The sequence below is a fragment of the Vreelandella lionensis genome, assembly GCF_002087295.1.
In the GTDB taxonomy this organism is placed as follows: domain Bacteria; phylum Pseudomonadota; class Gammaproteobacteria; order Pseudomonadales; family Halomonadaceae; genus Vreelandella; species Vreelandella lionensis.
In genome coordinates this window covers 13,465-36,265 of the sequence record NZ_MWVI01000003.1, presented here as the reverse complement: position 1 = coordinate 36,265, position 22,801 = coordinate 13,465, and the positions used below count along the sequence as shown (strand labels likewise).

Annotated in this window: 14 protein-coding genes and 9 pseudogenes; 14 read left to right on the top strand and 9 right to left on the bottom strand. The window is 57.5% G+C overall.

Features of this window, described 5'->3' with window-relative positions; genetic code table 11:
* The first annotated feature begins 24 nt into the window (after nucleotides 1–24).
* The gene (rph, locus tag B4967_RS00345; protein WP_083022932.1) at nucleotides 25–762 is read left to right on the top strand and encodes a ribonuclease PH; all 738 of its coding nucleotides are present in this window, start codon (nucleotides 25–27) and stop codon (nucleotides 760–762) included.
* 88 nt (nucleotides 763–850) lie between these two features.
* Here rph and B4967_RS00340 read toward each other — a convergent pair whose 3' ends face one another.
* Nucleotides 851–1,618: an exodeoxyribonuclease III gene (locus B4967_RS00340; protein ID WP_083022930.1), complete on the bottom strand. Its 768-nt coding sequence runs from the start codon at nucleotides 1,616–1,618 to the stop codon at nucleotides 851–853.
* A 151-nt stretch (nucleotides 1,619–1,769) separates the two neighbouring features.
* Here B4967_RS00340 and pyrE point away from each other — a divergent pair, with 151 nt between their 5' ends.
* Complete coding sequence (pyrE, locus tag B4967_RS00335) at nucleotides 1,770–2,435, top strand: orotate phosphoribosyltransferase (protein WP_083022928.1); 666 nt, start codon at nucleotides 1,770–1,772, stop codon at nucleotides 2,433–2,435.
* A gap of 15 nt (nucleotides 2,436–2,450) precedes the next feature.
* On the opposite strand, the pseudogene B4967_RS00330 reads toward pyrE, so the two are convergent.
* Nucleotides 2,451–2,909, bottom strand: a pseudogene (locus tag B4967_RS00330) (tRNA (cytidine(34)-2'-O)-methyltransferase); the annotation flags it as partial.
* A gap of 108 nt (nucleotides 2,910–3,017) precedes the next feature.
* Between B4967_RS00330 and rep the strand changes: the two are divergent.
* Nucleotides 3,018–5,089: pseudogene (gene rep / locus B4967_RS00325) on the top strand (DNA helicase Rep).
* Nucleotides 5,090–5,202: 113 nt separating this feature from the next.
* Here rep and B4967_RS00320 read toward each other — a convergent pair.
* Both B4967_RS00320 and B4967_RS00315 read right to left on the bottom strand, forming a co-directional pair.
* Complete coding sequence (locus B4967_RS00320) at nucleotides 5,203–6,036, bottom strand: c-type cytochrome (protein ID WP_083022926.1); 834 nt, start codon at nucleotides 6,034–6,036, stop codon at nucleotides 5,203–5,205.
* A 256-nt stretch (nucleotides 6,037–6,292) separates the two neighbouring features.
* Nucleotides 6,293–7,018, bottom strand: coding sequence for a GNAT family N-acetyltransferase (locus B4967_RS00315; protein WP_243470235.1), 726 nt, complete (start codon nucleotides 7,016–7,018; stop codon nucleotides 6,293–6,295).
* Nucleotides 7,019–7,326: 308 nt separating this feature from the next.
* Here B4967_RS00315 and B4967_RS00310 point away from each other — a divergent pair, with 308 nt between their 5' ends.
* The 10 genes and pseudogenes from B4967_RS00310 to B4967_RS00275 all read left to right on the top strand — a co-directional run bounded on the left by B4967_RS00310 (nucleotide 7,327) and on the right by B4967_RS00275 (nucleotide 14,416).
* Entirely contained in the window at nucleotides 7,327–7,944 is a 618-nt protein-coding gene (locus B4967_RS00310) for a thermostable hemolysin (RefSeq protein ID WP_083022925.1), read from the top strand.
* Nucleotides 7,928–9,547, top strand: a complete 1,620-nt coding sequence (locus tag B4967_RS00305) for an AMP-binding protein (RefSeq protein ID WP_340638657.1) — start codon at nucleotides 7,928–7,930, stop codon at nucleotides 9,545–9,547. The genes B4967_RS00310 and B4967_RS00305 overlap by 17 nt, the downstream gene beginning before the upstream one ends.
* Complete coding sequence (locus tag B4967_RS00300; protein WP_340638656.1) at nucleotides 9,523–10,074, top strand: iron-containing redox enzyme family protein; 552 nt, start codon at nucleotides 9,523–9,525, stop codon at nucleotides 10,072–10,074. Before B4967_RS00305 ends, B4967_RS00300 begins: the two co-directional genes overlap by 25 nt.
* Nucleotides 10,061–10,888 carry an SDR family oxidoreductase gene (locus B4967_RS00295; protein ID WP_083022922.1) on the top strand — a complete coding sequence of 276 codons (828 nt, stop codon included), beginning with the start codon at nucleotides 10,061–10,063 and terminating at the stop codon, nucleotides 10,886–10,888. The genes B4967_RS00300 and B4967_RS00295 overlap by 14 nt, the downstream gene beginning before the upstream one ends.
* Nucleotides 10,885–11,250 (top strand): hypothetical protein, encoded by a 366-nt coding sequence (locus B4967_RS18450; RefSeq protein ID WP_243470233.1) that lies wholly within the window; start codon nucleotides 10,885–10,887, stop codon nucleotides 11,248–11,250. The genes B4967_RS00295 and B4967_RS18450 overlap by 4 nt, the downstream gene beginning before the upstream one ends.
* Nucleotides 11,225–11,575, top strand: coding sequence for a hypothetical protein (locus B4967_RS18445; RefSeq protein WP_243470232.1), 351 nt, complete (start codon nucleotides 11,225–11,227; stop codon nucleotides 11,573–11,575). The genes B4967_RS18450 and B4967_RS18445 overlap by 26 nt, the downstream gene beginning before the upstream one ends.
* A 27-nt stretch (nucleotides 11,576–11,602) precedes the next feature.
* On the top strand, nucleotides 11,603–12,280 hold the full coding sequence (locus B4967_RS00285; protein ID WP_083022921.1) for a response regulator transcription factor: 678 nt from the start codon (nucleotides 11,603–11,605) through the stop codon (nucleotides 12,278–12,280).
* Nucleotides 12,277–13,500, top strand: a complete 1,224-nt coding sequence (locus tag B4967_RS00280) for a histidine kinase dimerization/phospho-acceptor domain-containing protein (protein ID WP_340638655.1) — start codon at nucleotides 12,277–12,279, stop codon at nucleotides 13,498–13,500. Before B4967_RS00285 ends, B4967_RS00280 begins: the two co-directional genes overlap by 4 nt.
* A gap of 44 nt (nucleotides 13,501–13,544) precedes the next feature.
* Nucleotides 13,545–13,679: pseudogene (locus tag B4967_RS20580) on the top strand (hypothetical protein); the annotation flags it as partial.
* Between the two features lie 119 nt (nucleotides 13,680–13,798).
* A complete protein-coding gene (locus B4967_RS00275) occupies nucleotides 13,799–14,416 on the top strand; it encodes a CBS domain-containing protein (protein WP_083022919.1) in 618 nt (205 codons plus the stop codon).
* Nucleotides 14,417–14,553: 137 nt separating this feature from the next.
* Here the strand turns inward: B4967_RS00275 and nhaD are convergent.
* The 5 pseudogenes from nhaD to B4967_RS00250 all read right to left on the bottom strand — a co-directional run bounded on the left by nhaD (nucleotide 14,554) and on the right by B4967_RS00250 (nucleotide 21,416).
* A pseudogene (nhaD, locus tag B4967_RS00270) lies at nucleotides 14,554–16,021 on the bottom strand (sodium:proton antiporter NhaD).
* Nucleotides 16,022–16,177: 156 nt separating this feature from the next.
* A pseudogene (gene glmS / locus B4967_RS00265) lies at nucleotides 16,178–17,996 on the bottom strand (glutamine--fructose-6-phosphate transaminase (isomerizing)).
* An 83-nt stretch (nucleotides 17,997–18,079) separates the two neighbouring features.
* Nucleotides 18,080–19,464 (bottom strand): annotated as a pseudogene (gene glmU / locus B4967_RS00260) (bifunctional UDP-N-acetylglucosamine diphosphorylase/glucosamine-1-phosphate N-acetyltransferase GlmU).
* Between the two features lies 1 nt (nucleotide 19,465).
* Nucleotides 19,466–20,586: pseudogene (locus B4967_RS00255) on the bottom strand (FAD:protein FMN transferase).
* A pseudogene (locus B4967_RS00250) lies at nucleotides 20,583–21,416 on the bottom strand (undecaprenyl-diphosphate phosphatase). Before B4967_RS00250 ends, B4967_RS00255 begins: the two co-directional pseudogenes overlap by 4 nt.
* A gap of 187 nt (nucleotides 21,417–21,603) precedes the next feature.
* On the opposite strand from B4967_RS00250, the pseudogene B4967_RS00245 reads away from it, so the two are divergent.
* Nucleotides 21,604–22,798 (top strand): annotated as a pseudogene (locus B4967_RS00245) (cation diffusion facilitator family transporter).
* Nucleotides 22,799–22,801: the final 3 nt, after the last annotated feature.

Sequence of the window (22,801 nt, the reverse complement as noted above, 5' to 3'; positions counted from 1 at the left end):
ACTTTAAACATGATGTGAGGTGCTATGCGTCCTGATGTAGTTCGCCCCAGCGGTCGCGAGGCCGACCAGCTCCGTGAAATTCGCTTAACCCGTGATTACACCCGCCATGCGGAAGGCTCCGTGCTGGTGGAGTTTGGCGATACCAAGGTGCTGTGCAACGCGAGCGTGGAAGCGGGCGTGCCGCGCTGGCTGCGCGGTAAAAATCAGGGCTGGATTACTGCCGAATACGGCATGCTGCCCCGCGCGACTCATACCCGCAGTGGCCGCGAAGCGACCCGTGGCAAACCGGGTGGCCGCACGCTGGAGATTCAGCGCCTGATTGGTCGCAGTCTGCGCGCAGCGGTGAATTTGAAGAAGCTGGGCGAGTTCACCATTACCGTGGATTGCGATGTTATCCAGGCCGATGGCGGCACGCGCACGACGGCCATTACCGGCGGCTGCGTGGCGCTGGTGGATGCGCTTCGCTACCTGCAGCGAGAAAAGAAGATCAAAGGAGACCCCTTCAAGCAGCTGGTCAGCGCGATCTCAGTCGGCATCTACAAAGGCGTGCCGGTGCTGGACCTGGCTTACCCCGAAGATAGCAAAGCCGACACCGACCTGAACGTGGTAATGACCGAAAGCGGCGAGCTGATTGAAGTACAGGGCACGGCGGAAGCGGGCGCGTTTAACCGTAAAGAGCTGAACGCGATGCTGGATTTGGCCGAGAAAGCCGGTGATGAATTGCGTGAGAAGCAGCGTGAAGCGCTGGGGATTCGCGGTTAAAGGAGCCCTGCGTTACGCGGGCCCTGAAACCCAACAGGCCAGCGGTAAGCTGGCCTGTTGGCGGTGCGACGCGGGAAGTAGCTAACGCTTAAAGCGCTAGATCATACTCAACGATCAGCGGTGCGAACTCTGAGAAGGTCGCATCGTAATCAATCCACGCGTCCACCACGTGACGACGGAAGTTGGGGCCGACCAGTTGGTAGTCGATCCGCCAGCCTTCTTGACGGGCACGGGGAACGTCTTGGTCAAGTCTGGGCGACCAGGTGTACTCGCCTGCATCGCGATTAATTTCGCGGAAGGTGTCGATAAAGCCGGTGGGGCCAAGCACCTGATCCATCCAGGCACGCTCTTCCGGGCGGAAACCGGAAGTGAGCTGGTTGTCCGACCAGTTGGCCAAATCGACGGTTTTGTGGGCAATGTGCCAAGTACCGCAGATGATGTATTCGCGGCGTTTGCGCGACATCTTCGTCAGGTACTCTTGGTACTGCTCCATAAATGCCTGTTTGGCTTTTTGGTCACTTCCATCAGGCATCAGGAAGGTGGCAATGCTGAAGCGGTCATAGTCCGCCTGCAGAAAGCGCCCTTCGTGGTCGCACTGAGGAAACCCCAGGCCGTACATAATGGCTTTGGGGATTTTGCGGCAATAGAGTGCCACACCGGAGAAACCATCCTCCTCGGCATCCAGGAAGTAGCCTTCGTAGCCTTCCGAATAGAGGATGTGGTCACCCAGTTCGAAACTTTTCGCCTTGATGTTCTGCACGCAGACCACGTCGGCATCCTGCTTAGCCAGCCAGTCCAGGAAGCCACGGTCGACGGCATCACGTATACCATTGACATTGATGCTGGCAATTTTCATAAATCGTCCCTTTTGCGTCGCTGCTGTATGATACCCGACGTTTAGACGTTTGGGTAAATAGACAAACCAAATCTTGCTATTTAGCCCCGTTTTATTGTTGCGTTTGACTTACATTCTTATCGACCACTCCTACCGACAAGAGAACACCGCCGTGGCCACCACTCTACAACCCTACCAACGCGATTTCATTGCCTTCGCTATTGAGCAAGGCGTGCTCAAGTTTGGCGAGTTCACGCTGAAGTCGGGGCGAGTAAGCCCTTACTGTTTTAACGCTGGGCTATTTCAGACGGGCCGTGCGCTGGCCAAGCTGGGCCGCTTTTACGCCCAGGCCATTGTCGATAGCGGCTTGAAGGCCGACGTGCTGTTTGGCCCTGCCTATAAGGGCATTCCACTGGCCGCCGACACCGCGGCGGCGCTGGCCGACCACCACGACCTGGATATGCCTTACTCCTTCAATCGCAAAGAGGCCAAAACCCACGGCGAAGGCGGCAACATTGTGGGCGCGCCGCTTTCAGGCGATATTTTGATCATCGATGACGTGATCACCGCAGGCACCGCGATCCGTGAAGTGATGAGCCTGATTGAGCAGAGCGGTGCTCGTGCTGGTGGGGTGATCATTGCCCTCGACCGTCAGGAGCGGGGCCAGGGCGAACAGAGCGCCATTCAAGAAGTACAGGCACAATACGGCATGCCGGTGGTTAGCATCGTCACCCTTGAGCAAGTGCTCACTTATCTTGAAGAGCACGCAGGCGGCGAGATGCTCGCCTACGCCGATGCGGTACGCGCTTACCGCGACCAATACGGCATTGCCGGGTAACTCTAAATCTCGAGGGGCAACAGCGAAATCCTGCTGGCGCCACGCTTCATAGCTCACCACCGCTACCGCGTTGGAGAGATTCAAACTACGGTTATTAGGTTGCATGGGGATGCGCAGTTTATGCTCAGCCGGGAGCATAGCGTGCACTTCTGGGGAGAGCCCGGCAGTTTCGGAGCCGAACAGCAGCACATCCCCCGGTGCGAAGTCGGCATCGCTGTGGGCGCGGGTGCCCTTGGTGGTAATCGCCCAGATGGTGCGCCCCTGCATGGCGGTGTAAAACGCCGTAAAATTCGCGTGGCGGGTCACGTTGGCAAGGTCGCGGTAGTCTAAACCAGCGCGGAGCAGCTTTTTCTCTTCGAGATCAAAGCCCAGCCGCCCAATCAAATGGAGACGGCAGCCGTTGTGCGCCACTAGGCGCATAATGTTGCCCGTATTGGGAGCCATGCGCGGCTCGAATAGCGCTACTTCAAACATCACCACCTGCCTATGAGTTACCTGCTGTATTTGCCTGCTGCGCCTTCGTCAGCGCCGCTGATTGTAATAGAAATTGCCCCGAAACACTTGTAGAGGTCACCCTTCGCCATGACGCCCCAACCGCCAAAGAGCATTCTTAGCCGTATCAAAGGGCTCAACCCACGCCAGCAGGAAGCGGTGCGCTACATCGATGGCCCCTGCCTGGTACTGGCGGGCGCGGGGTCGGGCAAAAACAGCGTGATCACCACCCAGATTGCCTCCCTCGTGCAAGAGTGTGGCATGAGCGCACGCAAAATTGCCGCAGTGACCTTTACCAAAAAGGCCGCCCGAGAGATGAAAGAGCGGGTGGGCCAAATGCTAAAGGGCAAAGAGGGCCACGGGCTGACAGTTTCGACGTTCCATAATTTGGGGCTCAATATCATTCGCGGCGAGCTGAAAACTCTGGGCTACAAGCCGGGGTTGTCGCTGTTCGACCCGGAGGATGCCAAGGCGCTGCTGCGGGACCTGATGAACAAGGATGCCCAGGTGGATGCCGAGCAGATCAACGCCGTGCAGGCCAAAATTTCGACCTGGAAAAACGACCTGGTGCTGCCAGGGGATGCGCTCTCGTTCGCGGCCGACGATGACGAGCACTTCGCCGCGCGCGTCTATGAAGCCTACGTTCGCCACCTGAAAGCCTACAACGCGGTGGATTTCGACGATCTGATTCTGCTGCCGGTGGTGCTCTTACAGCGCGACCCAGAGGCGCTGGCCCGCTGGCGGAGCAAAATCCACTACATGCTGGTGGATGAGTATCAGGACACCAACGTCTCCCAGTACCTGCTGGTAAAGCTGCTGATGGCGGAACGGGCCACCTTTACCGTGGTAGGCGACGACGACCAGTCGATTTACGCGTGGCGGGGCGCGCGGCCAGAAAACTTGGTTACGCTGGGGGAGGATTTCCCCCGTTTGAAAGTCATCAAGCTGGAGCAGAACTACCGCTCTACCGGCAACATCCTACGCGCCGCCAATACGCTGATTGCCAATAACCCCCACGTCTACGACAAAACTCTATGGTCGGATATGGGCGACGGTGCGCCGATTCGCGTGGTGGTGAATCGTCATGAAGGAGGCTGAAGCTGAACGGGTGGCGAGCGAAATGCTCACCCGGCGCATTAAAGAAAAAGCCGAATGGCGGGATTTTGCGGTGCTCTACCGGGGCAACTTCCAGGCGCGGCTGTTGGAGTTAAAGCTGCAAACACTACCAAATTCCGTACAAGCTCTCCGGCGGCACGTCGTTTTTCTCCCGTAACGAGATCAAAGACGCCATGGCGTACCTGCGCCTGCTGATTGATCCCGCCGACGACAACCCCTTTTTGCGCATCGTCAACGTGCCCCGCCGCGAAATTGGCCCCGGCACGCTGGAGAAGCTCGCCAACTATGCCACAGAGCGCTCGATATCGCTGTTCGCCGCCTGCCATGAATTAGGGCTCGAGCAAACCCTACCTACCCGCGCCGTGGAGCGGTTATCACGTTTTACCCACTTTATTGATGGCGTGCGCAAACGGATGGACCAGGGCGATGCCATTGCTGCGATACGCGACATGCTGCGGGATATGGATTACGAGGCGTGGCTCTACCAAAACGCCAGCGCCCCCACCATCGCCGAGCGCCGCATGGCCAACGTGTGGATTTTGATCGACGAGTTGGAGAAGTCGCTGAACCGCGACCCGGAAGACGCCACCGATTCCACCGCGACGGAAACCGACGGTGTGGAAGCGGCCATTTCACGCCTGGTGCTGCGGGATATTCTCGAACAGCAGGCGGAAGAGGATGACTCAGACCGAGTGCAGTTGCTCACCATGCACGCCTCCAAAGAGTTGGAGTTCCCCCATGTGTATCTGATGGGCCTGGAGGAGGATTTGCTGCCCCACCGCAACGCCATCGAGATGGATACCGTGGAGGGGGAGCGCCGCTTGGCTTATGTGCGCATTACCCGCGCACAGCGCACGCTAACGCTCACACTGGCCCGCCAGCGCAAGGCCTATGGCGAGCTGATGGACTGCCAACCCAGCCGCTTTTTGGATGAGCTGCCCGCTGATGATTTGGAGTGGGAGGGCCGCGCCGATAAAGAAGACCCGGAGAAAAAGCAGGCCGGCGGAAAAAAGGCGATGGCCGGGCTGCGCTCGCTGCGGGGATGAGGTCGTGAACGGTGTATCGCACAAAAAATATCCACGGGGGGTTTTGGGACCACCCGCCTGTGGATAGTTTATAACGCCTGGCTTACCCGCCCATGTGGGCGGGCCGCTCGCCTTTACTGTGCTTGCGAGACCATGTAATCCACCACGGCCATAATCTCTTCATCGGAAGCGCTGCTACCACCACGCGGCGGCATTACGCCCTTACCGTTGAAGACGCTTTGGTAGAGTGCGTCGGTACCCTGCTCAATACGCGGGCCCCAGGCTTCCGCATCGCCCAGCTTCGGTGCACCGGCAACACCAGCACCGTGGCACGCCGCACAGCCAACGCTGGCGTACAGCGCTTCACCGTCTAAACCGCTGTCGCCACCGGCAGCTTCTTCTTCATTAGCAGCAGCGGCTTCGCTCGCTGACTCTTCTGCTGCAGCGTCGTCGGCTGCTGCCATGTCGTCGCTCGCGCTCTCTTCAGAGGCTTCTGCTGCGGCTTCTTCTTCACCGCCACCTAGCTCAGGCACTTCCATGACGGGCTCAACCATATAGGCAACGGCCGCTTCCAGCTCTTCGTCAGAGAGGTTGGGGTTACCGCCACGGGCAGGCATCGCGCCAATACCGTTAATGGCGTGGTCTAGCAGTGTGGCAAAGCCTTGCTCGGTACGCTCGGCCCAAGCGGCTTCGTCACCGCGTACCGGTGCACCGGCCGCGCCGGTTTCGTGGCACGCCATACAGACGTTGTTGTAGATGCCCTCGCCATCTACTTCACCATCACCGCCACTGCTAGAAGCCGCGGGGGCTGCTGCCGTGCCGCAGTCTTGGCCTTGAAGGCAGAGTTGTCCTACCGGCGCTAGGCGCTCAGCGATTGCGTCACGCGCTGCATCTTGGGCATAAGCACCGGATGTGCCTGCCATGACGCCGAGGGCCGCCAGCCCGCTCATGATCAGCTTAGATTTCACTCTCACCACCTCTTAAGTTTTATTTAATAAAAGCTTAGTGCTTCAAAATTAGTGCTTATGCTTGATACCTAGCGCTTGGAGACGCCGCACTTGCCCCTGATGCGGCAGTACCACTATCTACTTTGGCAACCCAGACGCCAAGACATGCGTATGGAGTTAGTATACCGAGAACATAAAGGGTAAGAAAATGCTACTAAGCGCGGCAATTCAACCCATGACGTCCGTTATCTGAGTATTTCTCTGCTGATCGGCGTGGTTAGCACCATGCTAGCAATTGCTCCCGCCCTTCCCGTACCAACCCCGCTTGGGAATAAACCCGCTGTGCGGGGGTGTTTTGCGCATCCACCGTTAGGGCAAGGCACTGTGCCCCTGCCTGAGCTGCCAAGGCCTGGGCATGCTGAATGATGACTCCACCAAGCCTCTGACCGCGCCATTCAGGCACCAGCCCCATCAGCTGCAGGCTCCAGTGCTGAGCGGTGGTGGCGAGTAACAGTACCCCTATAGTGTCATCTTGATACTTCAGCCGATACCAGGGGGTGGGATTCGGCGCCTGAGCAGACACGGCCTGGGCGTAAAAACCCGCCAGCAGCGCTTCTACCGGCAGTACGTCACGAAGCGCTGGGCAATCCAGGGAGTCTTCACCCACCCGTTCAAGTAATGCTTGCTGTTCAGCCAACGCTAACTCCCCAAGAGGGCGCAGCGTCAGGGTATGCGGCGTATGAACTGCCTGGCACGGCCACACAAGATGCTCTAGGGTAGCCAATGTACGCATACCGCTCTTAACCAACGTTTCCTCCCAAGCTGCCCAAGGCGCGGGCAGGGCCACATGGCAAAGCACTATTGGCTGTTCGCTCACCCAAGCCTGCAATGCACACAGCAGTTGCCGGGCAACGGGGTTATTCCGCTTAGGCAGCCATAGCTGCGCCGTATGGTTTGCCAGCGGTTGCACCCAGGCGGCCGCGACTATTTGGTCGCCATCCATCGCCACCCACAGACCCTGCCAATCAAAGCTTGGCGTCGCTTGGGTCGCCGTTATGCATGTTGCAACGCAGGCTGCAGGGCAGGGTCGTGCACTGCAGCCAAGTGCAGCAGCGCCTCGCGTCGCCGGTTGGCGAGGCAAGGCATCATGCGGTGGTTCCGTTGCGATTCTGCTGTCACTGCGCGCTCCCGTGGCTTCCTATGCCTAATGGATGGACTGATTTTTTTAACGGCTTAAGTTTTCGTTAAGTAATGTCAACGAGAGTGTCGGGAAACACGATGGAGATCGCCCGATGGCTCACCTAACGTTCGTTGCCCTTAACACCTTTGCGCTGGCAGGAAGCTTATAGCCAGCATGACAGGATACAGCTTCAGCAGTTGATACAGGCGCGTTTCGCGCATCAACACAACGCCACGGTCTATCACTTTCTACCGCGTCTATTTGGCCTTTGGCAGGCAGAACAACCCTATGCCGCGGTTGGGCTCCGCGTGGCCGACAGCGAGCCGCTGTTTTTAGAACGCTACCTGGATACCCAAGCCGAACAGGTGCTCAACGAGCGCTTTGATCACTCCCTTCGCCGCCAGGATATCGCTGAAATTGGCAACTTAGCCACCCTTCGGCCCGGCTTGCAGCGCCAGCTATTCATCCATTTAGCCCACCAGCTAGCGTACGAAGGCATCGCCTGGCTGCTGTTTACGGCCACGCCAGAAGTTGCTAACGGGCTGCGCCGCTTAGGGCTTGAGCCTCAGCCGATCACTCCTGCCGACCCCAGCCGCCTGGGCGATGAACAGGCACTGTGGGGGCACTATTACGAGCATCGCCCGTGGGTAATGGCCGGAGACTTACGCAGCGCCATGCACACCCTGCAGGCCTCTGCTACGCCTGTCAGCCTCGTTAGCACAGAGGTGCTCCATGCGCGCTCAGCCTAATGCCTTATTGGCACGTATTGAGCGCTATGCCACCAGCGCTGCCCAGCATATTGCGCTGACTGACGGCAGCCGTTCCCTCTCCTATACCGACCTACTTGAACAGATTGCTCAGCGCCGCCAGCGGCTGCGCAACGCTCACGCTCGGCGGGTCGCGCTGGCGCTAGAGAACGGTTTGGAATGGGCGCTCTGGGACTTAGCGCTGATGATGGAAGCCTGCGTGGCCGTGCCTATTCCTGAGTTTTTCAGCGACCAGCAGCGCCGCCACATCGTTCAGCAAGCGGGGCTGGATAGTTGGATTGGCCACGGCAGCGAGACTTACGGCTTTCAGCCCACCGGTGATACGGCCATCACACAGCGTTGGGTTGAACAGCCGCCTGTACTACACGCAGGCACTACGCGCATCACCTTTACCTCTGGCACTAGCGGCGCGCCCAAAGGGGTGTGTTTGGATAATGCGGCGCTACTCACCGTGACCGAAAGCCTCGCCACCGTCGTCGCACCGCTCGATATACGCCGTCACCTTGCCCTGCTGCCGCTCTCCACGCTGTTGGAAAACATCGGTGGGCTGTATCTACCACTGTGGTTAGGCGCTTGTAGCGTGCTGCCAAGCATGGCGGCACTTGGCTGGCAGGGCGCCAGCGGCTTTCACGCGCCCCACGCTCTTGAAGCGATAGACCGCTATCAGCCCAACAGCCTGATTGTCGTACCGCAACTGCTTCAAACACTCGTCAATCACGCGCCCAATGCCCCCCGTAGCCTGCGCTTTGTGGCGGTGGGCGGGGCAACGGTGGCACCGACCCCGCTCGCCAACGCCCAGCAAAGCGGCTGGCCGGGGGATGAAGGCTACGGCTTATCAGAGTGCACCCCGGTGGTGGGTCTTAACCGCCCTGGCGAGCCAAGCGGCGGTGTGGGCCGCCCGCTGCCACACGCGCAAGTTCAGGTGGATGAAACCGGCCACCTGCGCGTATGCGGCGCGCTGATGCTGGGCTATCTCGGCGAAGCCCCAAGCGGCGAGTGGTATGCCACCGGCGATACCGGCCAGTGGCAAGGCGACGCGATCCGCCTCAACGGCCGCCAACGGGAGGTATTCATTACCGCCTATGGGCGCAATGTGAACCCACAGTGGGTAGAGGGTGAACTCTGCACGCAACCAGCCATTGCTCAAGCCATGGTCTACGGCGAAGCCCTGCACGCGAATAGAGCGCTGATTGTGCCCGCTTCTACCCACATCACCGATACCCAAATCGACGCGGCGATTGATGCCGTGAATCGCTCGCTGCCCGACTATGCCCGGCTGCACGCGTGGCAGCGCGCCGCCCCTTTTACCCCCCACAACCAACAGCTCACGGCCAATGGCCGCCTGCGCCGCGACACACTCCTGGCAGCCTATGGCCATGGGCTGCAGAGCGCGTCCCCCCACAACAGCAGGAGCAACATCATGACCGCTTACCAACAGCTACAAGACGCCACCCAAGAAGCACGTACCTGGCTACTGACAACGCCGATTGTTAACCGCGCTCTGGCAGGCAATGTCACCCTGGAAGAGTACCTTGCGTTCTCGGCCAGGCATATCACCACGTGCGTTTCACCGTGCCGCTCATGATGGCCTGCGGCGCGCGGCTGCCCGACCGGCTGAACTGGCTGCGTACCGCGCTGGTGGAGTACATCGAAGAGGAGCACGGCCACGAACAGTGGATTCTAGATGATATCCGTGCCGCAGGCGGTGACGCGGATGCCGCAGCGGCAGCCACGCCCGACACCGCCACCCGGCTGATGGTGGCCTGGATTCGAGATAGCGTAGAGCACGGCAACCCGGTGGCGTTTTTCGGCATGGTGCAAGTACTGGAAGGCACCAGCACGGCACTAGCGACCCAGGCCGCCGAGCGGCTACAGGCCAGCCTCTCGCTGCCCAATAGTGCCGTGCGTTATCTCACCTCCCACGGCAGCCTGGATATTGGCCATTTAGCCTTTTTCGAGCAGCAGATCAACCAACTTGGCGATGAAGACCTCGCCGTGGTGATTGATAGCGCCAATATGTTTTACCGCCTGTATGGCGCGATGTTCAGAGGCATTCAAGCGCGCAGTGCAGGACGCAGCGCGGTGGAGGAACTTAGCCATGCGTTGGCCTAGCAAGCAGGCACTGCCTGGCGGGTGGGCAGGCCAGCGGGTGCTCATCACTGGGGCGAGCGGCGGCATTGGCTATGCCCTAGCCGAAGCACTGGCCCAGCGTGGCGGACACCTCGTCATCAGTGGGCGAAAACCAGAGGTGCTCGCTCTGCTGGTTAACCGCTTTCCGGAGCAGATGGTGGCCGTTGCCGCAGACCTGACCCGTGCCGAGGAACGCCACCGTTTGGTCAGTGCGGCCCATCTGGCGGGCTGCAATATGCTGATCAATGCAGCTGGCAACACCCAGCAGGGATTTTTCGATCCCACCACGGATAGCGATATCGAGCAGTTGGTGGCGATTAATCTAACCGCCACGCTGCAGCTAACACAGGCACTGCTGCCTCTGCTGATGGCCTGCCCTCAGGCAACGATTATCACCATCGGCTCTACCTTTGGTCAGTTGGGCTATCCAGGCCAGGTGACCTACTGCGCGACCAAGTTTGCCCTGCGAGGTTTTAGCGAAGCACTACGGCGCGAGCTTGCCGACACCCGGGTACGCGTCATGTATATCGCCCCTCGCGCCACACGCACGGCCATGAACTCGCCGCAAACCGAAGCCCTCAACGCCGCGCTTGAAAACGCCGTTGACTCCCCCGGCGCTGTTGCCCTAGCCATTATCAACGCCGTGGAGCGGCAGCGCGAAGAGCTGCAAATTGGTCGGCCGGAACGCTTCTTCACTCGGCTGAATACGTTGTGGCGCGGTGCGGTAGATCGGGCGCTGTTACGCCAATTACCTATTATTCGTCGATTTGTGGCTACCAAGGAGTCAACACCATGAAAAGCGCTCTTAAAAGTACGGCTAAAGGTCGCCCCTCTCCTATGCTGCGTAGCGCGCTACTGACCAGTGCGTTAGGGCTATTCAGCCTGCAAGGCATGGCGAGCGAAGATGTCAGTGAGGAAGTGGCGGCATCGCTGGCTGAAGTACAGCAACGCTGGGCCGAGATTAAGTACTCCCTACCACAGGATCAGCAAGGCCCTGCCTTCAGCCAGTTGGGTGACCACGCAGAACAGTTGGTTGAGCGCCACCCTGAAGCCGCCGAGCTGCATATCTGGCGCGGGAATTATCCGGTCTACGGAAGCCGGGGTGGACGGTGGGCTTGGCGCGCTAGCGCTGGTGAAGGAGGCGAAACAGGAGCTTGAAACCGCCCTGGAACTTAACCCGCTGGCGCTGGAAGGCTCAGCCTATACCAGCTTAGGGGCGCTCTACTATCAGGTGCCGGGCTGGCCCATTGGCTTTGGCGATGAGGACAAGGCCGGATGGCATTTGCAGCGCGCCCTTGCGATTAATCCCGAAGGGATCGACAGTCTCTACTTCTGGGGCGACTATTTACATGAGCAGGGTCGTGATGACGAAGCGCGCCAAGCATTAGAAAACGCTCTACTGGCTCCACCCAGGGAAGGCCGCGAACTGGCAGACAGTGGCCGCCGTGGTGAAATACGTCAGCTACTCGCTGAGCTTGAGTAACGCAGCACAGACAGAACAAGGAGCCTTATGCGCATTTTGCTGGTAGAGGACGACCCCAGTTTAGCCTCGGGTATTCGGCTAGCTTTAAAGCCCGAACACTATACCGTGGATCATCTGAGTGACGGTGCTACCGCGCTCGATGCGCGCACCGAGGGCGAACCGTTTGACGCGGTGATTCTTGATTTAGGTTTACCGCGCCTGGATGGTATGGAAGTGTTGAATGCAGTCAGGCGACACGGCAGTCATGTACCCATTTTGGCACTCACCGCCCGCGATGCGGTGGATAACCGCATCGCGGGACTCGACGCTGGCGCTGACGACTACCTCACCAAACCTTTCGAGGTGGCCGAGCTAAAAGCCCGCCTGCGTGCCCTATTACGCCGTAGCCAGGGCCAAACCAGCAGCCTGCTTAGCTGTCGGGGCATTACCCTTGACCCGCCCACCCTCCACGTTCGCTATCAAGACGCGCCGGTAACGCTCTCCCGCCGCGAGCTAACGCTACTGCAGGAGTTTATGAGCCACCCCGGCCGAGTATTTACCCGGGATACCCTAACGCGGCTAGTTTACGGCTGGGAGGAGGATGTGGAGAGCAATGCCATTGAGGTGCACATCCACCACCTGCGACGAAAGCTGTTTTCCGATGTTATTCGTGCCGTACGCGGCATTGGCTACGTCATGGATAAACCCGCTAAGGAAGAGGCATGACATCGATTCGTCAACGCACTCTGGGGTTAACGCTCTTAGTATTTGGTGCCAGCATGTTCGTGATTGGCTTCATCAGCTACCGCTATGCGGCCCATGAGATCGAAGAGCTTTACGATGCCAGCTTGGCCCAGAATGCCCGCCTGCTAGAGGGTTTACTGCAAGCACCGCTGCCCGATGACGACCGCGATGTTCTACTAACCAGCTTGGAGAATGCGCTGCTACGCGCCGAGCAGTCGGACAAGCGCTTTGCAGGGCACCGCTATGAAAGCAAGCTGGCCTTTCAGCTATGGGAAGAGGACCGGTTGTTACTACACTCCGCCAGTGCCCCCGATGCTTCGCTAGCGCAGCAACCCGTTGGCTACTCCACGCTGACCGTTGGGGAGCACGACTGGCGAGTGTACGTGCTGGATGTGCCAGACTCCTTCAGCCGCGTGGTGGTCAGCGAACGCGAAGACGTGCGCGGCGAGCTAATCAGTGCCGTGGCGCTGCGCACCTTGCTGCCAGACCTAATCGGCTTACCCTTCTTAACGCTGCTGCTATGGTGGTCGATTGGTTGGCGGTTAGCCCTGCTATCCCGTATGGCAGCGCAGATCCGTAACCGCGACCCGCATAACCTAAAACCGTTACCACTCTACCCGCTACCTCAAGAGCTGGGCACCATTGCCGGGGCATTAAATCGACTATTAGAACGGCTACGCCAGCTGCGCGTACGCGAGAAGCGCTTTATTGCCGACGCTGCCCATGAACTGCGCACCCCGCTGGCCGTGCTGGACCTTCACGCCCAGAATGCCTTAACGGCTGATAACGCTGAGGACCGTGAAGAGTCGCTGCACCACCTGCGTAGCGGCGTTGCCCGCTCGACGCGGCTGGTCTCCCAACTACTAACCCTGGCTCGCCTGGACCCTGAAGAGGAGCCGCTGCCTGAGCTGCGCCATGTCAATGTTCTGCTGGAAACCCAAGAAACCCTAGCGAAGCTCTCATCGGTGGCGGCAGAGCGCCAGCAGCAGCTGTTCTTGAATGCCGATGATCAAGCCGACTGGACAATGGAAGAGGAACCCGGTGCGATTGAAACCCTGGTGCAAAATCTTGTCGGTAACGCAATCCAACACTCTCCCGAGCAGAGCACCATTACGATTACCCTTGAGGCTGCCGTGCTGAGCATTACGCGGATGGTGGATGACCAAGGGCCAGGCATACCGTTCACGAGCGCAGTCGGGTAGTAGAACGTTTTCAGCGCGCAGGCCCAGGGGCGGGAGCTGGGCTAGGGTTATCCATCGTCGAGCGCCTAGTAAAGCGCCATGAAGGCTTGCTACGACTCGAAGATGCCGCCGGTAATGGCCTACGCATCAGGGCAGTATTAGCAAGGGACGCGCTGACTCAGCGCCATGCAAAAGAATGAGAAAAAATGTAACACCGGCGGACTCTTAAGATTGTGATAAGAATTCCGTGCAAGTGTGAAGGTACAGAGCGGGCACGTTGTTAATGACCTGCTTCTTCACACCACGGAGGTACCCCTCGATGAACCAAACACTGCATTCTCATAAGCCGCTTGTTCAATTCGGTGCTACCCCGCTACTCACCACTCCGGCACCCAAGCAGCTCACCCCGGACGACCCGGCAATGCCAGTACTGACCGATTTTACCCAGGTCATGCCGCAGTCTATTGCCGGAGACACTCCGATTGATGACGCCCACCTTAAAATGCGTCACGGCGGTGTTCGTCTGCTGTTTTTCATGGACAAGCAGGCTCACTGCCTTTGCGTGCTCACCGCCAAAGAGGTGATTGGCACTCGGCGCATCAATTTGGCGATGCAGCAGCGCAATCTTGGGCGTTCGGAAGTCACCGCCGCGATGATCATGACGCCCTGGGAAAAACTCAGCGCCATGCCGCTGGCGCAGCTGGCATCGCTCACCATTGAAGATCTCGTGTTATCAATGGAAAGCTTTACCGAGCAGCACCTGTTAATTACCGAACGTAAGCCAAATCAGGAACTGAGCGTGCGCGGCATTATCTCTGCCACCGATATTCAAACGGTGATGGGTAGCCGCCTGAATACGCAACTTCCCGCCACGGTGGTTCCCATGGCGCGCAGCTTCGCGGACATTTGCCAGGTCATTACCGGACACGATTTATAAGCTTTTTTTACGCTTAAGGTAACGAGTTGGCTTTACCACGCTTATTAACCAAAGCGCCCCTTATCTTGAGATAAGGGGCGCTTTGTTTGCCTGCCCAGCAATAGAGTGCTAAGCAGGAAAGGACTCACCGGTGCAGGTTAGAACATGCCCGCATTTACCAACAAATGAGCCCCAATACTGGCCGCGTAGCCCAACAAAATGGCCGGAGCCCAACGCAGAGGAACCGCAAAGGTATAGATGCCACGAGCTTGGCCCATCAGCGCAACACCCGCTGCCGATCCCATAGATAGCAGGCTACCACCCACGCCAGCGGTGAGTGTAATCAGCAGCCAGTTACCTTCCGACATATCCGGCGCCATGGAGAGCACCGCAAACATTACCGGAATGTTATCCACCACCGCTGAAATCAAGCCCAAAACCACGTCGGCCCATACCGGGTCCCAGCCGCCGTAGAGTGTCTCGGAGAGCAGGCTCAGGTAGCCCATAAACCCAAGGCCACCCACACACATCACCACGCCGTAGAAAGAACAGCAGCGTATCCCACTCGGAGCGGGCAATTTTGCTGAAAATATCAAACGGCACCACGCTACCCAGTTGCTCCAGCTTTTGCCAATCGCCACGGCGAGAGTAGCGTTCACGCTTGCGCTCCAGAGAGCGGGGCAGGCTGCGGCGTAGGTAGTAGCCAAAAAACTGCAGTAAGCCCAGGCCAAACATCATGCCCATGGCGGGCGGTAGGTAAAGAATCGAGTGGCACAATACCGAAATGGCTACGGTAATTAAAAACAGCACAATGATCCGTTTAGCGCCACGCTTCATCCACACGTTCTCAGTGAGCGCAGCTGGCTGACGGTTAACCAGGAAGAAGTTCATGATCACCGCAGGCACCATGAAGTTTACTATCGCGGGGATTAATAACGCGAAGAAGCCTTCAAAGGGCACTTGCCCTGCCTGCCACACCATCAGCGTGGTGATATCACCAAACGGGCTAAACGCACCGCCTGCGTTAGACGCCACGACGACGTTAATGCAGCAAAGACAAATAAACTTGTTATCCCCTTCTGCCACCTTCAGTACGACCGCACACATCAACATGGCGGTGGTCATGTTATTGGCAATCGAGGAAATACCAAACGCCAGACAGCCGGTAATCCAGAACAGGCTGCGGTAGCTAAAGCCTTTACGTACCAACCAAGCCCGCAAGGCATCAAAAATACGCCGCTCTTCCATGGCATTGATATAGGTCATCGCCACCAGCAGGAATAACAGAAGCTCGGTGTACTCCAGTAGGGTTTCCTTGAAGGCACTTTCCGCCTCGTGGGGCATACCCGCTTGAACATAAACCCACGCCACAATTGCCCAGATAAGGCCAGCGGCCACCAGAACAGGTTTGGATTTACGCATGTGGATAATTTCTTCACTCATTACCAAGGCATAGGCAAGAATGAAAATGGTCACAGAGGCAATACCGGCAAGAGAGGCAGTGAGATCTAATGGGCCGGCAGCAGCATAGGAGAGCGAAGGAAAAGCAAAAAGGCAGAGCGCGGTCAACAACCAAGCAACACGGCAGGCTGGATGCCGAGTTGAAAGGGCGTTAGGTGGTTTCATAGCAGCGTGATCCTGGCAGGGTTAGAGAGTACCGCCACGATAATAAGCACACTAACTATGTGCTGCAACGCAGCGATTGCGCATAAGATGCGGCCTTTTGCCGCATCTTGTAAAGCGCTTTATGCTGACTAACTGTTATTAATTGTGACACGGCACTTATTCGACGGTCACACTCTTTGCAAGATTACGCGGTTGATCCACATCAGTGCCTTTTAATACCGCAACATGGTAGCTCAATAGCTGCAGCGGCAGAGTATAGAGCAACGGTGCCAGTGCTTCATGCACATAGGGCAGCTCCAGAACGCGGATGTCATCTTCGGGGCTAATGCCGACCTCCTTGTCGGCAAATACAAATAGCTGGCCGCCGCGGGCGCGGACTTCTTGGAGGTTGGATTTCAGTTTTTCGAGCAGATCATCATTCGGGGCAACTGAAATAACCGGCATCTCGCTATCCACCCAATGCCAGCGGGCCGTGCTTTAGCTCCCCGGCAGGATACGCTTCGGCATGAATGTAGGAGATTTCTTTTAACTTCAGCGCGCCTTCAAGGGCAATTGGATAGTGGGCACCACGGCCCAAAAAGAGCGCATGATTTTTTTCGGCAAACGCCTGGGAAAGCGTTTCGATTTGGCTGTCTAGCGCCAACACACGTTGGCATACATCAGGAAGCGTACGCAGTGCGGCGACGATATCTGGATAATCGGCCTGTCCTTTGGCTTTGCTCACAGCCAGCGTGAGCAGCATCAGCGCAATAAGCTGAGTGGTAAACGCTTTCGTCGAGGCCACGCCAATTTCGGGGCCTGCCCGGGTCATTAGCGACATATCCGACTCGCGCACCAGCGAGCTGCCAGGTACGTTACAAATAGCCAGCGAGCCAACATAGTTCAGCGTTTGTGCAAAGCGTAGCGCCGCTAGGGTGTCGGCGGTTTCCCCCGATTGGGAGAGCGTCACAAACAGCGTCCCTTCCGGTACGACCGGGTGGCGATAGCGGTACTCGGAGGCGACCTCTACCTGCACCGGTACCCCGGCGTAGCGCTCCAGCCAGTAGCGTGCCACCAAGCCCGCATGGTAGCTGGTGCCGCAGGCGATGATGTGCACTTGGCGTGTTTTCTGAAACAGCGCCTGGGCATCTGGCCCAAAGCTCTCTACCAACACGCTGCTGGCACTAAGCCGCCCCTCTAGTGCCGCCTCGATCACCTTAGGCTGCTCAAAGATCTCTTTGAGCATGTAGTGGCGGTACTCGCCTTTACTGGCCGCGCCATCGCCATGCTCAAAGGTATGGATGGGCCGCTCTACCCTGTTTCCTTTGCGATCGACAATACGGATATCGCCATGCTCCCGCAGCTCGACCAAATCCCCCTCTTCCAGGTAGATAAAGCGGTCGGTTACCTGCAGCAGCGCCAGCGGGTCGGAAGCTAAAAATGTCTCATCAATACCTACGCCTACCACAAGCGGGCTGCCCTGGCGTGCACCTACCACAACGCCGGGTTCAGCAGCGCTCATGACGCCAAGGGCATAGGCCCCTCCTAAACCACTGACAATCTCTTGAGTAGCATCAAACAGCGTAAGCCCAGCCGCCAGTTTTTCAGCCAGTAAGTGGGCGATCACTTCAGTATCGGTTTCTGACGTAATGGCATAGCCTCTGGCTTGCAGGGTCTCTTTAATCTTTTCGTAGTTTTCGATAATGCCGTTATGCACTACGGCAACGTTGTCGCTGCTGTGGTGTGGGTGAGCGTTAGCTTCGGAGGGTTTTCCATGGGTCGCCCAGCGGGTATGGGCAATTCCGCAGCTACCCGTTAGCGCCGCGGTCTCTAGCTGCGCTTCCAACGCAGCCACTTTCCCCAAAGCACGGCGCCGCGTGAGCGTTCCATCGTTAAGCACCGTCATGCCAGAGGAGTCATAACCGCGATATTCCAAGCGCTTAAGCCCTTCCAGCAAAATCCCCTGCACATTACGCTGCGCAACCGCCGCGACGATGCCAACACATAGTTCTTCTCCTAAGCTACTTAACCAGTCCGCGCAACGGTAAAACGGCGGCGCTGATAGATGAATACGGCTTTTTAATGATTCTTAGCACTAGGCTTTTTAACTTTACTATGGCGTGGCCAATCAACTTTTTCTAACTGGCGGCTACGATAGACGGCTAAGGCGTAATCGGTGACGTCTTTAGCAATCGTTGACCCCGCCCCGACAGTGGCCCCTTTACCAACCGAGACGGGCGCTACCAACGCCGTGTTAGAGCCGATAAAGGCATTATCACCAATCTCGGTATGGTGCTTGTTAGCGCCATCGTAATTACAGGTAATAGTGCCTGCGCCAACGTGGACATCGCGGCCATGGCGAGCATCGCCGACGTAGCTTAAGTGGTTAATCTTGCTGCCTTCACCAACGTCAGCATTTTTGGTTTCCACAAAGTTGCCCACTTTGGCTTTCACGGCTAAGCGCGTACCGGGGCGAAGCCGTGCAAAGGGTCCAATTTGGTTGAGGCCTGCCGCCACTGTCGTGTCGATAACACTATGGCTGTTAATTTCGCTCTCTGCGCCGATGGTGCTGTTTTTGATGACACAGTAAGGGCCTACCCGCACTCCTTCGCCAAGCTCTACATTGCCTTCAAATACGCAGCCCACATCGATGAATACATCATGGCCACAGGTAAGCTTACCGCGTACATCAATTCTTGTTGGGTCGGCCAAGGCAACACCTTGCGCCATCAATGTTTCAGCTATCTGCTGCTGGTAAGCGCGCTCTAAGCGGGCCATTTGCAAGCGGTTATTAACCCCTTCCACTTCAGTGGCGTTATGGGGCTGCGCCGTTGCTACCTTGACGCCTTCACTGGCCGCCATGGCGATCACATCGGTCAGGTATCACTCGCCCTGGGCGTTTTCTGCGGAAAGCTGGGGCAGCCAGCCCTTCAGTTGAGCACTGGTCATGGCCATAATGCCAGTGTTGCACTCAGTAATCGCTAACTGCTCGTCGTTGGCATCCTTCTGCTAACAATCGCCACGGCCTGACCATCACTGTCACGCACAATACGGCCGTAGCCGCTAGGGTCATCTAACGTGACGGTCAACAGGCCCATATGCTGTTCATCGACATGGGCCAGCAAGTTGGCCAGCGTATCGCGACGAATGAGAGGGACGTCGCCGTACAGCACCAATACGATGCCGCTACCTAACTGCGCCTGGGCTTGTGCTACTGCATGGCCGGTGCCCTTCTGCTCTTCCTGCAGCGCAAACGACACCTCGTGCTCTATCAACGCTTCTCGCAGTTGTTCCGCCCCATGGCCAATTACCACATGGGTTCGGCTGGGGTTCAGGCCGCTGGCCGTTTCCAGCACGTGCTGCACCATGGGTTTGCCCGCCAGCGTATGCAGCACTTTGGGCAGCTGTGAACGCATTCGTGTGCCTTTACCCGCCGCAAGAATGACGATATCGAGGTCGTGCATGTTATTCACCTGTCTCCGTTTGGCGATTCGCAGTGGACGTCGCCCAAGGCTCAATTCCCAGTTCATTCACCAGCGCTTCACCAAAATAGTTGACGAATGCCGGACTGGCGAGGCTGCGCCAGCTCTCCCCATCTTTCACTAGCATTAAAATATTCAGGTTATTCTCTACCGCGAGCTGCATACCTTTTTCACTGCCTACTACGGTGAGCGCCGTCGCCCAGGCATCTGCCCAGGCATTTGAGGGATGAAACACAGAGACCGAGGCGAGCTGGTGCTTAATGGGCCGGCCGGTGCGCGGGTCCAGAAGATGGGAAAAGCGCTCACCGTCGACTTCAAAGTAGTTACGGTAATCACCGGAGGTACCCACCGACATGCCCTCCAACGCAATCACATGTTGCGCTTCCGGTACCCCGCTTTGTGGTACTTCAATACCAATGCGCCAGGGTGTTTGCGCTTCAATGTCGCGGTAGCCACGGGCAACCAGCCCACCGCCAATATTGACCAAATAGTTTTCAATTTGTTGCTGGTCCAGGTAGGCGGCAACGCGGTCGGTAGCGCGGGGCCTTTGGCTACCCCAGAAAGATCAGCAAATACATCCCGGAGGCGCCGCGCCTGCGTCCGCTGGGTATCCACCTCGACTGCATCGAACCCAATCGTGGCCATGCGCTCGCTTAACTCGGCCTCGCTGGGCACCTCTTCTGGCCGCGCTTCAGGACCAAAGCTCCATAAATTCACTACGTCGCCAATGGTGATATCAAACGCCCCCTCGCTGGCTTCCGCCACCGAGCGGCTTATCGCCAGCACTTCGATCAGCTCGTTAGAGACCGGCTGCCACTCGTTGAGCGGCGCGTCGTTAAAGGCGACTAGTTCTGAATCGTCACGGTAGGTCGACATCGCTTGGTCAACGTCTTCCATCTCGGCCAATATGCCCTCTTCCAAAGCTTTGGCTTCGCCATGCGTCAGCGGGTCGACCAGAGTAATTTGATAATAGGTGCCAAAAATACCGCATTCAAAGCGCCCCGGTGACTCCAGCGGCCGATCATTTTCTGAACAGCCCGCCAGCAAAACGCCCACCAGCGCCACGACTCCCACACGCCCAAGCGCGGTTTGATAGACCTTCATCCAATTTCCTTAAATAAAACGCGCCGGGTTAAAAGTGAAAAAACCCACAGTAGCCAAGCACCAAACAGCACCCGATACGCCACGAACGGCTGCATCCCCAGCTTTTTAATTACCACTAAGAAGTAATGAATACATACATATGCGCTGATTCCTGATAACAGCGCCCCTACTAGCATAGCGGGTACATCAATTAAGTGAGGCGCTTTCAATAGTTTCACCGCCTCAAGCCCGCCCGCCAGAACAATCACCGGATTTTAAAGTAAACACGAGAAGCGCGCCGCCCCTTCACGGTTCATACCCACCATCAGGGCAGCGGTCATGTTGATGCCCGAGCGCGACGTACCTGGAATCAGCGCCAGCACCTGAGCGCCGCCGATGATCAGTACATCTTTTAGGGTCAGTTGATACTCGCTGCGGGTGCCGCGCATTTTCCAATCGGCATAGCCCAGCAGTAGCCCGAAGGCAATCAGGCTAATGCCGATAATTAAAGTGGAGCGCATATAGCCGGAAATAAGATCATGGAGTAAAAAGCCGACGACACATACTGGTAGCGTGGCAATGGTGACCCAAAAAGCTAGCCGCGCGTCTTCATCGACACCCTTTCCTTTCACCGCGGTTAGGCTGCTGACAACCATTTTCCAAATTTCCTGGCGAAAATAGATCACGACAGCGCTAAAACTGCCCAAATGCAGGGCGACATCGAAGCAAAGACCTTGATCTTCCCAGGTGGTCAGCACCGGCACCAAAATGAGGTGGGCAGAGCTAGAAAAAGGAAGGAATTCAGTGAGCCCTTGCACCACCGCCAATACCACCACTTGGAGCCAATCCATAGGTCATCCTGTCTGTATTACGTCATTAAATGATGTGTAAGCACCTGCAGCGGCGCTTAGGATACACATCCAGCCATTCATTGTCCGCACCGGTGAAGCGCGCAAATTCATAAGAAGGTATAGAGCTTATGCAACGGTAAGCTACAATAGGCGCCTATTAGAAGTGTGCGTCCCTGCAAGGTACCTCATGACTCAGACCGTAGAAACGCCAGTGGTTCCCAATCGCGAGTTAGATAGCCAAGAGGCTAAGCGCGTAACCTATATCGGCGCTTGGCTGGACGGTTTGCTGAGCATAATCAAAGTCGCCGTCGGTTTTTTTGTCGGCTCTGCTGCGCTGATTGCCGATGGTATTCACTCGCTCTCTGATCTTGTCACCGATGGTTTTGTACTGGCTGCCATCCACTATGGCCGCCAGGAGCCAGATAACGATCACCACTACGGCCACGGCCGAATCGAAACTCTCACGACCCTGCTATTGGGCAGCGTGCTGATCTTCGTGGCCGGGGGCATCGCCTGGTCGAGCCTGGATCGCCTGTTTAGCGGTGCCGAAGTCAACGCTCCCGGCATGATAGCCATTGGCATCACCGTGCTCGCGCTACTCAGCAAAGAGTGGATTTTCCGCTATACCATGCGAGTGGCTAAACGGGTGAAGTCCAAACTGCTGGAGGCCAATGCCTGGCACTCGCGCAGCGATGCGCTTTCAACAGCGGTAGTGCTGGTCGCCTTGGTGGGTGCCCAGTTTGGCTTAGGCTGGCTAGATGCCGTGGCCGCTATCATCGTAGGGCTGCTGGTCGGTAAAGTGGGCTGGGATTTGCTGTGGGAGTCGGCCCGAGAACTGGTGGATACTGCCCTTCCAGAAGACATTCAGCAGCAGATGCACGATGTCGCCCGCAGCGTACCTGGGGTGGATAGCGTACACGATCTGCGCACACGCCAATCTGCAGGCTGGGTGATGGTCGACCTGCATGTGGTGGTGGGACCGAAGATCACCGTGTCGGAAGCCCATGAAATCGGAAACGAAGTGAGCCGTCGCCTGCGTCACGAATTTCCTTTATTGACCGACGTGATCTTCCACGTCGACCCGGAAGATGACGCCGGCGAAGGCGACCCCAGCCGCTTGCCCGGCCTGCCGCTGCGTCCAGAAGTGGAAGCGGCGCTGAACGAGCGCTGGTACAAACATCCGGTATGGCGCACGCTGAACGAGCTACAGCTCCACTACTTAGAAGATAAGGTATCGGTAATCGCTGATTATTGGCGATGCGGTTCACCAACCGCCTCAATGCTTGGCCAGCCAGCTAAAAGCGCTGGCTAGCGATATTGAGTGGCTTGGTCATGTGGAAGTACTATTTATTACCCGCGCGGCCAGCAGCGCCATGCGTTAAGCC